The organism is Arthrobacter sp. B2060, from assembly GCF_059090445.1.
Genome location: NZ_JBNHFR010000011.1, coordinates 184,232 through 196,380, shown reverse-complemented (window position 1 = coordinate 196,380; position 12,149 = coordinate 184,232). Strand labels below are relative to the sequence as shown.

At 62.8% G+C, this 12,149-nt stretch carries 11 protein-coding genes and 2 pseudogenes; 3 read left to right on the top strand and 10 right to left on the bottom strand.

Annotation, left to right across the window (positions count from 1 at the left end; translation table 11 throughout):
• Nucleotides 1-193, bottom strand: a pseudogene (locus AC5RUM_RS18105) (hypothetical protein); the annotation flags it as partial.
• A 175-nt stretch (nucleotides 194-368) separates the two neighbouring features.
• On the opposite strand from AC5RUM_RS18105, the pseudogene ribB reads away from it, so the two are divergent.
• Nucleotides 369-968: pseudogene (ribB, locus tag AC5RUM_RS18100) on the top strand (3,4-dihydroxy-2-butanone-4-phosphate synthase); the annotation flags it as partial.
• 33 nt (nucleotides 969-1,001) lie between these two features.
• Here ribB and AC5RUM_RS18095 read toward each other — a convergent pair.
• The 9 genes from AC5RUM_RS18095 to AC5RUM_RS18055 all read right to left on the bottom strand — a co-directional run bounded on the left by AC5RUM_RS18095 (nucleotide 1,002) and on the right by AC5RUM_RS18055 (nucleotide 10,666).
• Nucleotides 1,002-1,772 carry an SDR family oxidoreductase gene (locus AC5RUM_RS18095; RefSeq protein WP_487444153.1) on the bottom strand — a complete coding sequence of 257 codons (771 nt, stop codon included), beginning with the start codon at nucleotides 1,770-1,772 and terminating at the stop codon, nucleotides 1,002-1,004.
• A 17-nt stretch (nucleotides 1,773-1,789) separates the two neighbouring features.
• Entirely contained in the window at nucleotides 1,790-2,770 is a 981-nt protein-coding gene (locus tag AC5RUM_RS18090; protein ID WP_487444154.1) for a sugar-binding transcriptional regulator, read from the bottom strand.
• A 58-nt stretch (nucleotides 2,771-2,828) separates the two neighbouring features.
• Entirely contained in the window at nucleotides 2,829-4,316 is a 1,488-nt protein-coding gene (locus AC5RUM_RS18085; RefSeq protein ID WP_494036241.1) for a sugar ABC transporter ATP-binding protein, read from the bottom strand.
• Between the two features lie 71 nt (nucleotides 4,317-4,387).
• Entirely contained in the window at nucleotides 4,388-5,344 is a 957-nt protein-coding gene (locus AC5RUM_RS18080; protein ID WP_487444156.1) for a sugar ABC transporter substrate-binding protein, read from the bottom strand.
• A 70-nt stretch (nucleotides 5,345-5,414) separates the two neighbouring features.
• Entirely contained in the window at nucleotides 5,415-6,365 is a 951-nt protein-coding gene (locus AC5RUM_RS18075) for an ABC transporter permease (protein ID WP_494036240.1), read from the bottom strand.
• Nucleotides 6,366-6,458: 93 nt separating this feature from the next.
• A complete protein-coding gene (locus AC5RUM_RS18070; protein ID WP_487444158.1) occupies nucleotides 6,459-7,265 on the bottom strand; it encodes an SDR family NAD(P)-dependent oxidoreductase in 807 nt (268 codons plus the stop codon).
• Nucleotides 7,266-7,270: 5 nt separating this feature from the next.
• The gene (locus tag AC5RUM_RS18065) at nucleotides 7,271-8,827 is read right to left on the bottom strand and encodes an FGGY-family carbohydrate kinase (protein ID WP_487444159.1); all 1,557 of its coding nucleotides are present in this window, start codon (nucleotides 8,825-8,827) and stop codon (nucleotides 7,271-7,273) included.
• Nucleotides 8,820-9,791: a transketolase family protein gene (locus AC5RUM_RS18060; RefSeq protein WP_487444160.1), complete on the bottom strand. Its 972-nt coding sequence runs from the start codon at nucleotides 9,789-9,791 to the stop codon at nucleotides 8,820-8,822. The genes AC5RUM_RS18065 and AC5RUM_RS18060 overlap by 8 nt, the downstream gene beginning before the upstream one ends.
• The gene (locus AC5RUM_RS18055) at nucleotides 9,788-10,666 is read right to left on the bottom strand and encodes a transketolase (protein WP_487444161.1); all 879 of its coding nucleotides are present in this window, start codon (nucleotides 10,664-10,666) and stop codon (nucleotides 9,788-9,790) included. The genes AC5RUM_RS18060 and AC5RUM_RS18055 overlap by 4 nt, the downstream gene beginning before the upstream one ends.
• A 168-nt stretch (nucleotides 10,667-10,834) precedes the next feature.
• On the opposite strand from AC5RUM_RS18055, the gene AC5RUM_RS18050 reads away from it, so the two are divergent.
• Together AC5RUM_RS18050 and AC5RUM_RS18045 are read left to right on the top strand one after the other, a co-directional pair.
• Complete coding sequence (locus tag AC5RUM_RS18050; protein WP_494036239.1) at nucleotides 10,835-11,329, top strand: ribose-5-phosphate isomerase; 495 nt, start codon at nucleotides 10,835-10,837, stop codon at nucleotides 11,327-11,329.
• A gap of 198 nt (nucleotides 11,330-11,527) precedes the next feature.
• Nucleotides 11,528-11,980 carry a 6,7-dimethyl-8-ribityllumazine synthase gene (locus tag AC5RUM_RS18045; protein WP_494036238.1) on the top strand — a complete coding sequence of 151 codons (453 nt, stop codon included), beginning with the start codon at nucleotides 11,528-11,530 and terminating at the stop codon, nucleotides 11,978-11,980.
• Nucleotides 11,981-12,149: the final 169 nt, after the last annotated feature.

Below are 12,149 nucleotides of genomic sequence, written 5' to 3'. Positions count from 1 at the left end.
CGTTCTTCTCTTCGATCAGCTTCTGCAGGGTGCCGGTCTTCAGGCGGCCCCGGGAGAGGTCATCGAGCCAGATGGAAACACCGGCGTCGGAAAGCTGATGGGTGGGAGTGGTAGGGGCGCGGTCAGAACTGGAGTCCGGGGAGAGTGCGCGGGACGCATTGTCGCCGGATGCGGGAAGGTTTTCTGTTGACATGTGAATCGTGCTCTCGTTCGGACGCAGGGGACGGGATGAGGCTGAGCTTCCGGGCTTCTGGGAGGATGGATCAGCCGGCCGACCGGATATTCCGCGGGGTAATGCAACAGCGAATGGCTATTCACTGCTGCACTAGTATGAATCTGTAGTTTTTGAAGAACCAGACAGGAAAAACATGGCACTTGCTGAGATCGATGTGGCAGTTGCTGCCCTGAAAGCCGGGCAGCCGATCATCGCTGTGGATGATGAGGACCGCGAAAACGAGGGCGACATCATCATGGCCGCCGAGCACGCCACCCCCGAATGGCTGGCTTGGATCATCCGGGTTTCCAGCGGCTTCGTGTGCGCGCCGATGACGAACGAACTGGCCGATGCACTGAAGCTGCCGCTGATGACCGAGGACAACAAGGACTCCCTCCGCACTGCATACACGATCACCGTGGATGCGGCCGGACAGTCAACGACCGGTATCAGCGCGACCGACAGGGCACGGACCCTGCGGGTGCTGGCCGATCCTTCCTCCGGCCCGGGTGACCTGATCCGTCCGGGACATGTGCTTCCCCTTCGTGCAGTGGATGGGGGAGTGCGGGAGCGTCCCGGCCACACCGAGGCCGCCGTTGACCTGCTGAAGCTTGCCGGCCTCAGCCCGGTCGGGGTGATCGCCGAGGTGGTGGCTGATGACGGTGAAATGATGCGGCTTCCAGGGTTGCTGGAATTGGGGCGCAAAAAGGGCTTGCCCGTTATCAGCATCGCCCAGCTGGTGGCAGCCCTAGAGAACTAATCGAGGGCCGCCTTCCGGCAGCACTGGCTATTGGGCGCAGAAGCCGCCGTCGACCAGGAGGTCGATGCCGGTGCAGAACGATGCGGCGTCCGAGAGAAGGAACACCGCTGGGCCGGCCATTTCTGACGGGTCGGCGATGCGCTTCATCGGCGTCTCATCCGCGAAGATCCCCATCTGGTGAACCATCTCCGGGCGAGAGTTCATCTTGGTCATGGTGTACCCCGGGCTGAGGGCGTTGACGCGAATGCCGCGATCGGCCCATTCCATTGCCAGGGATTTGCTCAGGTGGATCACCGCTGCTTTTGCGCTGTTGTAGTGTGCCTGCAGCAGGCCACGGTTCACGATGCTCCCTGACATGGAGGCGATGTTCACGATGGATCCACCGCCGTTCCGGAGCATGGCGCGGCCTTCGGCCTGGCAGCTGAGGAAGACGCCGGTGACGTCAATGTCGTAGACCTTCTGCCACTGTGCCAAAGGCATTTCCTCGGCAGGTGCGGCGTTGGCTATCCCTGCCGAGTTGACGGCCAAGGTGAGCGGACCGAGGTCGGCTTCGATCTTGGCGACGGCTTCTTCAAGTTCGTCCGCTTTTGTCACGTCTGCCGCGACGAAGATGGCCCGTCCTCCGGCTTCCTTGATGCGGTGCACGGTTTCGTCCGGTCCTTCTCCGGGGAGGTCAACGATGCCGATGGCGCCGCTTTGCTGCGCGATGCCGAAAGCGATGGCCTGCCCGATACCGGAGCCGCCTCCGGTCACGAGAGCTGTTCGTCCGTCCAGGGCGAAGCTGAGTTTCGGGTTCAATTGCTGTCCTTTGAGGTTTATGGCGCCTTATCTGATTCCAGCTTCAGCGCGGTCTTTTTGTCCGTGATGAGTACGTTGATCCATTTGCCTTCGGTGGCTGCCCGTATCGCGGCGTACTTCCTGATGCCGCCGGCGATGCCGATTCGCCTGTCGACGCGGAGCATCTGTTCAGGACTGATGCCTAGGACTCTGTCATTCAGTTCGGATTCGATGAGTTTTCCGTGTTTGTCGAAGAACCGAAGGCAGATGTCGCCTACCGCTCCCGACGCGGCGAGGGCTTTGAGGTTGGATTCGTTGAGTGAATTGCCTGATTGGAGCAGCAGCGGTGATGGTTCGATGCTTCCGATGCCCACCAGAAGGGTGTCCAGCCTGTCCCAGTCGGCGGCAACGTCAGCGACGAAGGGGTCCTCGAGCAGGGCGTCACGGCCGCCGCGACTGGACACGATGCCGGGAGCGGGAAGGTAGCGCGGTGTGCCCTTGGTGACCGTTGCCAGCCGGTCGGCCAGGTGCGTGGCGCGCACCTGGACTTCGGGATTCCCGACTCCGCCGATAACCTGGACGACGCTTTCCGCAGTCTTGACATTCCGCGGGGACATGGCGTCCACCGTGGCCAGAAGCGTTGAGGACCAAGACGACAGGCCGATCCTATTGCCTCCGGTGAGCGTCACCTCGAGGTACCCCGCGGCTGCCGCGCCGATGCCTCGGATGATGGCTGCTTCATCGTCGGTCTGCAAGTCTGCGATGACCACGGCCCGCAGGCCGTACTTGGCCGCCACTGCGTCCTCCAGGTCCGATTCGGTTCCGGCAGGTGCCACCACAATGGTCCGGACGATGCCTTCTCGCACAGCATCAGTCAGCCACCGGGAGACCCTGGACTGGGAGACGTTGAGCTTTTCCGCGATATACGCCTGGCTCAGGTTCTGCTCGTGGTACATCCTCGCAGCCTTGACCATCAGGCCAAGTTGTTGGGACGTGAAAGTCCTCGTTCTCGGTGCCACGGCGTTCCTTCGGTTGTCGTCAGGCAAGGGTCCAATTATTTCACGTTCCTCCTTTCTCTTAGAGTGTGGCCAGTGACATGACTTTTGAGGGCGTGGCCTCGGCTGCGTCGAGGATTCCCTGGTTCCGTCCGCGCGCGAGGACCATGACCCGGTGAGCGAGGCCGAGGACTTCCTCGAGGTCGGAGCTGACCACGATGACGGCGTTTCCGCTGCGGGCCAGCTCAGCGACGACCTCATAGATGGAGGCCCTTGCACCGACGTCGATGCCGCGGGTGGGCTCATCGAGGATGATCAGGCGGGGATCGCGTTGGAGCCATTTTCCGATCACGATCTTTTGCTGGTTGCCGCCGGAGAGGGAGGACACGGGCAGCGCCACGTTGCCCTTCATCCCGATGCCTTTCGCCACGATTGTGGCGAAGCTGCGCACCTTGGACGGTGCTATCCAGCCTGATGAGCTAACCTTGCCCAGGTTGGGCAGGACGATGTTGTTCTCAATCGTGTCGCTAACAACCAGCCCCTGCTGTTTACGGTCCTCGGGAATCAGGACGACACCGGCTTTGATGGCTGCCATGGGGTCGTCCGGCTTTAGGTCTTTCCCGTCGACGAGGACCGTGCCGAGGCGGTGCTCGGCGCCGGCTATCGCGCGGACGAGCTCAGTGCGCCCGGCTCCCACGATGCCGGCGATGCCGAAGATCTCCCCGGCCCGGACCGTGAAGGAAACATCAGTGAAGTCCCCCGCTTTGTCGTGCAGGTCTTTGACTTCCAGCACGATCTCCTCCCTGGGCGGGGGCACTTCGGGGAAGAGCCGCTCGACAGGGCGTCCGACCATTTCTTCGACCAGCTGGTGGGGGGAAACCTCACCGGAGGCGTGTTCCGTGATCTTTTTGCCGTCCCTGAGAACGACGATGCGGTCGGCGATCAGGGCGATTTCGGCGAGGCGGTGGCTGACATAGATGAACGACACGCCTTCGGCTTTCAGGGCCCTGACGCACTCGAAGAGGGCGTCAGTTTCGGCTTGGCCCAGTGCGGCGGTGGGCTCATCGAGGATGAGCAGTGAGGCGTCGAGCATCAAGGCCTTGGCGATTTCGACCTGTTGTTGGCCGGCGACGCTGAGGTCCCGGACTTTGGCGTCCATGCTGCCGTTGAAGCCCAGGCGCTTGAGCTGGTTCTTGGCTTTCTCGCGCATGGTGCGGGCGTCGAGGAAGCCGTTGCGCATGGGCCAGCGTCCGATCATGACGTTCTCGGCGACGGTGAGGTCCGGCAGCAGGCGCATTTCCTGATGGATCAGGCCGATCCCGGCGGCGATGGAGTCACCGGGGGACGTGGGTGCGTAAGGTTCTCCGTTCCAGGTCATGGTTCCGGTGGTCGGCTGGGTGACCCCGGCGATGATGCTGGAGAGGGTGGACTTACCGGCCCCGTTTTCTCCGAGCAGGGCAACGACTTCCCCGGGATTGATGTCCAAGTCAATGTCCTGGACAGCGATAGTGCCGGGATATTCTTTCGTGGCGCCGCGGACGCGAAGTCCGCGGTTATCCGCAGTAGGCATGTGGGGCTCCATTGGCTAGAGAAACGGCCTGGGCGGGTGGTGCCCCGGCGGGGCACCACCCGTGGGACGGGTTAAGGGTGGTTGGCGATAAAGGGCTCGACGTTTTCCTTGGTGGTCAGAACGCCTTCCTGGAGCTGCTCGGCCGGCAGCTTCTCACCGTTGGCCAGCTTGATCGCAGATTCGAGGGCGAGCTTGCCCATGCCCTGGGTCGGCTGGGTGATGGTCGCGGCCAGAGTGCCGTTCTTTACCGCTTCCAGGCCGGCTTTGTCGCCGTCGAACCCGACGATGGTGACACCCTTGACGCCGGCGTTACGGACGGCCTGAGCAGCCCCGAGAGCCAAGGCGTCGGCGCGGCCAAAGAAGATGTTGATACTCGGGTTTGCCTGGAGCATGTCGGTGGCCAGCTGGTAGCCCTCGTCCTGTGCCCACTGCTGTGAGGCCTGGCGGGCGACTTCCTTGATGCCGGGGAACTGCTTCATGGCCTCCTTGAAGCCGGTGTCACGGGCGACCTCAGGCGTCGTTCCGATCTGGCCCTGGATGACGCCGAGCTGTCCCTTGCCGTCAACCTGCTTACCGACCCACTCGCCCAAGGACTTGGCTGCCCCGACGCTGTCGGTGGCGATGAACGTGTCACCGGGTGCGCCTTCGGGGTTCCGGTCAACAGCAACGATGGGAATGTTCGCTGACTTGGCCGCCCGGACCGGGACAGTTGCCGCGGTCGCACCGGCGGGGATGTAGATGATCGCGTCCACCTGCTGGGTGATGAAGTCCTGGATCTGCGAGACCTGGGTGTTGGAGTCGCCCTTCGCGTCGGCGACGACGACCTTGACGTTTTGTTCCTTGGCGGCCGCTTCGACCGACTGACGGATTTGGTTGAAGAAGTCTGCCTGCTGGTTGGCTACCGCCAGGCCGATGGTCTTCTGCTGCTCCCCGCCGCCTCCGCCCGTGCCCGCGTTTCCGCCGCCACAGGCGGCCAGGGAAAAGGTGGTGGCCACGGCGACCGCGGCTACTGCGATTTTTCGAAACATTTTCATCTCCATTGATAAATCCGATTGGGGGTACTGCTTGGTTGGTAATGCTGGTGAGGGATGGGACTGGTTAGGCCTTCTTGCGCCGGAGCACGTCTGCCATCACGGCGATGGCGATGACGAGGCCGATAACGATCTGCTGGATGAACGGTGAAACGCCCAGGAGGTTCAGGCCGTTGCGCAGCACGCCGATCAGCAGAACACCGATGATCGTTCCGCCGATGCGTCCGACGCCGCCGTTCAGGCTTGCGCCACCGATGACAACGGCGGCGATGACGTCAAGCTCATATCCGAGTCCGGCGCTGGGCTGGGAGGAATCCAGACGGCTGGCCAACGCGATTCCGCCAAGGCCGGCCAGGGCGCCTGCCGCGACGTAAACCCAGATGGTGACCTTCTTGACGTGAATGCCGGCCAGGCGGGCCACTTCTGCGCCGCCGCCAATGGCGTAAATGGAGCGCCCGGACGCCCGGTACTTCAGCCACGCCCAGGCGGCCAGATACAACGCCACTACGACCAGCAGCGTGATGGAGAAGAACCCGAGGTACCGTTCGGAGGAAAGGTTGAAGAACCACTCCGGGTACCCCACGATCTGCTGGCCGTCGGTAATCAGGTTCGCCAGGCCGCGGGCTATGGAGAGCATGGCCAAAGTGGCGATGAACGGTGGCAGGTTGGCGTACGTAATGCCCAGGCCGTTAAGCGAACCGGCGAGTGCGCCCACGGCTATGGCTGCCAGCATGGCGGCCCACATTGGCCAGCCGCCCTGGTGGGAGAGCCAGCCCAGGACCATCGTGGAAAGTCCGAGGACGGCACCCACTGACAGGTCGATGCCGCCGGTGATGATTACCGCTGTTGCTCCGACGGACAGGATGCCAAGAACGGTCACCTGGTCCAGGATGTTGATGAGGTTGCGGCCGGTTAGGAAGAAGGGCGAGGCGAAGCTCAGGACGATGAACAGGGCGATCAGGCCCAGCAGGGCCCCGCCGCTACCCGAAAACAGGCGTGCACTGAGTTGTGAAAACATTGGCGCCTTTGCGCCGTTTTCCTGTGGTGCTCCACCGGGCCGGTGGGCTAGTTGTTGACTCATGATTGACTCCGTTGGCAGTAGAGGTTGGCCCTAGTTCATGAACATTCCGCCATCAATATTGATGGCCTGTCCGGTGATGTAGCTGCCCGCGTCCGATGCGAGGAACAGCAGCAGGTTCGCCACGTCGCTTGCTTCGGCGGGGCGCTTGAGCGGTATGCCGTCGATCCACTCCTGGATCAGCTCGCCGGGCTTGTAGTCACCCAGCCGGCTGCCCCATTCGCGGTCGTTGTATTCCCACATCTCGGTCTTGACGATGCCGGGGCAGTAGCTGTTGACCCGGACCCCGGATGGGGCGAGTTCCTTGGCCAGGGACTGAGTAAGACCGATGACGCCGAACTTGCTGGCCGCGTAGTGGGGCGTGAAGATAAACCCCTGCCGGCCCTGCCCGCTGGATGCGTTGAGCATGACCCCGTGTTTGCTGGCTTTCAGCAGGGGAGCGGCTTCCCGGCAGCACAGGAACACGGCCGTGGTGTTGACGGCCAGGACTTTGTTGAATTCGTCCAGGCTAAGGTCTTCGAGATTCGAGATGGTGATGATCCCGGCGTTGTTCACCAGGATGTCGAGCCCACCCCAAAGCTCCACCGTCTTGGCAAACGCCGCTTTGACCTGGTCCTCGTCGGTGACATCGGCTATCGCGTGCTCAACGTCAAAACCTGCTGCCCTAAGCTTCTCAGCGGACTCGCTGACCTGGGGGCTGCGGTCAACAAGGAGCACCGATGCGCCGGCTTCGGCGAAGGCCTGGGCGATGCCGTAGCCGATGCCGCTGGCTCCGCCGGTCACCAGGGCACGGCGCCCCTTGAAGTGGCCCTGAAAAATCTCAGATCCGATGGTGTTCATTGGTGTCACTCCGTTACTGCCGGGGCCAATGCGTCGTGCATTGTGCCGGGTGAGTTGGGGACCCGGGTGGTTTCTTCCGGAGACCAGCGTGCTCTGGCCACCGCCCGGGACCAGCTTGAGCGCCTCCGGCCCGCGTCGTGGACCGCCATGGCCGGCGCGAGCGCCGTCCTGCTCCGCGGGAGATTTTCAACTGCCTCCGGGCTGAGCAGTCCGGTCTCGATCGCGGCCATGTGGGCGACGCCCAGCGCTGAAAGATCCGGTATCGCGCTGCGCAGCACGGTGCGCTGGCTTAGGTCCGACTGCAGCTGCATCAGCCAGGCATTGGAAGTCGGTCCACCGTCGGCCAGAACGGAACTGATGCGCGGCGAGACCGAATTCTCGGCCGCCCGCAGCACATCTTCGATCTGCAGGGCAATGGATTCGAATGCTGCCCGGGCCAGGTGGGCCGAGGTCGTGCCGAGGTTGAATCCGCTGATCGTGGCTTCTGCCCGTTCGTCCCACCAAGGAGCACCGAGTCCGGCGAACGCCGGGACAAGGTTGACCCCGCCGCTGTCCTCGACCGTCCGGGCCAGCGAGTCCAAATGGGCAACGTCACAATCAAGCACTTGAGACAGCCAAACCGCGGTCGCGCCGGTGGCAAGAATGTTCCCTTCGAAGGCATACCGGGGTGCGCCGTCATGCCAGGCCAGCGTCCTCACCAGCCCGCCCATATCGGCGGGATGAGCTTCGTCCTGGAGCAGGCCCATGATCGAGCTGCCCGTGCCGTAGGTTGCCTTGACCGTTCCAGGGCCCCGGACACCGTGTGCATACAGCGCCGAGTGTGAATCGCCCATGACCGCGTGCACCCGGGAGCCGCCGGCCAGTCCGCCCAACAGTGGGGAGCTCGCCGCGTTGGACGCCACGACCTCCGGGAGGACCTGGCGGGGCACGTTAAAGAGTTCCAGCAGTTGCTGATCCCAATCGACTGCATCCAGGTTCAGGAGCTGGGTGCGGCTTGCGTTGCCCGCCTCGATCCTGTGTTCACCGGTCAGGCAGCTCAACAGCCATGAATCGACGGTTCCGGCCGCGATCTTACCCGCCTTGCTGAGACGACGGCCCGGGTCAGCCTCATCGAGCAGCCACTGGATTTTCAGTGCCGAGAACATCGGGTCGATCGGCAGGCCGGTGGAGCGGCGAACCAGGTCGCCTGCGCCGTCGCCGATGAGGTTTTTTGCCTGTTCGGCCGTCCGGCGGTCCTGCCAACCCAGAACGGGTCCCAGGGGCTGGCCCGTTTCACGGTCCCAGATCATTGCTGACTCGCGCTGGGTGCTCACACCCAGGCCCAGAACCATGGTGTCCAGTCCCTTCAGGCTGTCAGTGACCGCCTGAACTGCGCTGTCGCGTATGACGAGCGGGTCCTGTTCGACCCACCCGGGCTGGGGATGCTGCTGCGTGAGACTGACCTGCGCCCGGGCGATGATTCCTCCCGAGCCATCCATGACCAGGGCCTTCGTGGCGCTCGTGCCTTGATCCACCGCAACGACGACGGCGGATCCGGCAGGGGCAGGGGCCAGGTTAGTCACGGTTCAGAACCTCACGAGCCGCGGCAGCGATGTGGTCGGCTGTAAGGCCAAAGTGGTCCAGGAGGAAGGCCGTGCTGCCGGTGGGAGAAAAGTGGTCTTTCAGGCCGAGGATGCGCATGGGTACGCGGGCACCGTCTTCCAGCTGGCCTACGACGCTGGCTACTGCCGCTCCAAGACCGCCGGCAACGTTGGCTTCCTCTGCGGTGATGATTCCACCGGTCTGGCGGGCCGCGTCTTTAATCGCATCCTCGTCCAACGGGCTCAGGTAGGCGGCGTTCAGGACGCGCGCCGAGACACCTTCGGAGGCCAGTGATGCGGCGGCCCACAGCGCACGGGACACCTCGGTGCCGGTGGCGATGATGGTCACGTCGCTTCCCTCATGGGCCAGGACAAACTTGCCGCGTTCCAGCGTCGAGTTGTCTCTGGACACCTGCGGAACTTTGAACCGGCCAACCCGGATGTACGTCGGCCGCGGATCGGCGACGGCGTTGCGGAGCGCGGAGCGGGTCTGCGGACCGTCAGCGGGAACGACGATGTCCAGGCCCGGTAGTGCCCGCAACCAGGAGAAGTCCTCGACGGAGTGATGGGTCGGGCCGAGTTCGCCGTAGGCCATCCCAGGGCTCATGCCGCACAGGATGACCTTGTGCTGGCTGTAGGCCACGTCTGCCTTGATCTGTTCCAGGGAACGACCTGTCAGGAAGGGCCCAGCTGCGCACACGAAGGGAATGAAACCGGCGTTGGCCAGACCCGCGCCGACGCCCACCATGTTCTGCTCGGCGATGCCGACGTTGATCAGCCGGTCCGGGAACTCCTCACGGAACTTCGTCAGGTTGCTGGAGCCCACAGAGTCGTTGCACACGGCGACCACTCGGTCGTTGGTGCGGGCCAGATTGATGAGTTCGTCCGCGAAGTCCTGGCGGTTATCGAACGTGGGTGCGTCGGTTTGCACGGTGGTTGTCGTCATGACAGCTCCTGGAAAGCCTGAAGGGTTTGTTCTTTGGACGGTACTTTGTGATGCCACTCGACGCGGTCTTCGATGAAGGAGACGCCTTTGCCCTTGATGGTGTTGGCGATGATGGCGACGGGGGAGCCTGTGGTGGACGGGCGCAGTGCCTCGATGAGTTCGTTGTAGTTGTGGCCGTCGACGACCCGTACTTCCATGCCGAAGGCGGCAAGCCGGGCATCGAGCGGGTCCAGCCCGTTTGTTTCTTCCGTCCGCGCGCCCTGCTGGAGGCGGTTGCGGTCAACGACGAGGGTCAGGTTGTCCAGCTTCTGATGGGAGGCCGACATCAGCGCTTCCCAGTTGCTGCCTTCCTGCATTTCACCGTCGCCCGTGACCACGAAGACGCGGGTGCCGGTACCCAGCAGCTTGGCGCCGATTGCGGTGCCGACGGCCACCGGGAGTCCATGGCCCAGCGGGCCGGTGTTCGTTTCGACACCGGGGACCTTCACCCTGTTCGGGTGCCCGTTCAACGCCGACAGCGGCGCCATGAAGGTGTCCAGCTCTGCCACGGGAAAGAACCCGCTGTGGGCAAGGGTCGAGTACAGCGCAGCTGCACAGTGGCCCTTGCTGAGGATGAAGTGGTCGCGGTCTTCCTTGCGGTGATCCTCGGGATCGACGTTCATGACGGCGTCAAAAAGGACCGTCAGGATGTCGGTGACGGAGAAGTCTCCGCCGATGTGTCCCTGACCGGAGTCGGAGATCATTTTCAAGATCGAGCGGCGGGTGGCTTGGGCACGCTCGTGCAACTTCTCGGAGCGGAAGTCGGCGTCACCGGCCAACACCTCCTGGCGGAGGGATCGCCAGGATGCGGCCTGGGAAGCATCTGCAGTTAACATTTTGCATATCCATTCAGTAGTGACTGTATGTGCAATAATGTTACGCAAGCCACAACCGCCTGTCAATGAACTCGTTCGCGGAAGGGGTTGACGGGGGCCCATCTCATGCCCCAGGGGAGCATCTATCCGCTAAACCCCGGCTCTATATGACAAGAAAAGGAAGCTACAGTGACCCAATCTCCTGCATTTCCCCGCGTCCATATCGCCACCGACCATGCCGGCATGGAGTTGAGCGCCCACCTGGTCAGGTACCTGTCGGAGAAGGGCTATTACGTGACGGATCATGGCCCGAAGGAATACGACGCCCTGGACGACTACCCGTCGTTCTGCATCAACGCGGCCTTAGCGGTAGTTGAGGATCGGGAGGCAGGGATCCACGCACTGGGCATCGTCCTGGGCGGGTCCGGAAATGGCGAGCAGATCGCCGCCAACAAGGTCAGGGGCGTTCGCGCCGCCCTGGCGTGGAACCACTCCACCGCCACACTGGCCCGGCAGCACAACGACGCCAATGTCGTTGCCATCGGCGGACGCCAACACAGCATGGAAGAAGCAACAGCCCTGATCGATGCCTTCCTACAGGAACCCTTCAGCAAGGACGAACGCCACATCCGCCGGATCGGCAAGATCGCGACCTACGAAGCAACCGGCGAAGTCATCGGGTAACTCCCACATGGGAACGACCGACGCCGAAAACTGCGGCCCGTGGTGGCACGGCAACCGGCCGTCAGTATCCAAATGAAAGACGGGAACAAAACCACCACCGGTGAGCATGCGCCTGCCCACACCTTGGACACATACCCGCCAAGGTCACTATCAGCGTGAAAGAATCCTCCAATGGCCTCCCAAAGAAAGGACTTCACCTTGTCACCTCTCGACCCTTCCTCTTTCCGAGTAGCGATCGTTAGTGCCCGATGGCACGCCGACATCGTTGATCGTGCAGTCGACAGCTTCCAGGCGCGGCTCAAGGAACTGGGCATCACCAATGTCGATGTCCACCAAGTGCCCGGAGCCTTCGAGATTCCGCTACACGTCCGACGGCTCGCAGCGTCCGGCCGCTATGACGCTGTAGCCACCTCCGCCCTGGTGGTTGACGGAGGTATTTATCGCCACGAATTTGTCGCACAAAGCGTCGTGGACGCCCTTATGAGAGTGCAGTTGGAAACGGACGTACCAGTATTCTCCGGCGTCCTAACTCCTCACCATTTCCACGAGCACGAGGAGCACAGCAACTACTTTTCCCAGCATTTCGTGACGAAAGGCAAGGAGCTGGCAGACGCTCTCGCCACAACTCTCACGTCATTGGCGTCCCTGTAGGTTCAACCAGACCTTGTGGATGTGCTGGCTGGAGCTTTGGTCCTGCTTGGCGTCACCATGCGGGACTATGAGATCAGCCCGGGCCGACCCCGCCGGGTGCCCAACTCGTCCAGTTGCTTCTATGCCATGTTGAAATGACGACTGGTTCCGGCACCATGCTCTGGGTTCG

What these genes read in the sequence shown, in the direction of transcription:
- AC5RUM_RS18085 (WP_494036241.1), bottom strand. Translation starts at nt 4,316, where the DNA reads ATGCCTACTGCGGATAACCGCGGACTTCGCGTCCGCGGCGCCACGAAA.
- AC5RUM_RS18080 (WP_487444156.1), bottom strand. Translation starts at nt 5,344, where the DNA reads ATGTTTCGAAAAATCGCAGTAGCCGCGGTCGCCGTGGCCACCACCTTT.
- AC5RUM_RS18075 (WP_494036240.1), bottom strand. Translation starts at nt 6,365, where the DNA reads ATGTTTTCACAACTCAGTGCACGCCTGTTTTCGGGTAGCGGCGGGGCC.
- AC5RUM_RS18070 (WP_487444158.1), bottom strand. Translation starts at nt 7,265, where the DNA reads ATGAACACCATCGGATCTGAGATTTTTCAGGGCCACTTCAAGGGGCGC.
- AC5RUM_RS18060 (WP_487444160.1), bottom strand. Translation starts at nt 9,791, where the DNA reads ATGACGACAACCACCGTGCAAACCGACGCACCCACGTTCGATAACCGC.
- AC5RUM_RS18055 (WP_487444161.1), bottom strand. Translation starts at nt 10,666, where the DNA reads ATGTTAACTGCAGATGCTTCCCAGGCCGCATCCTGGCGATCCCTCCGC.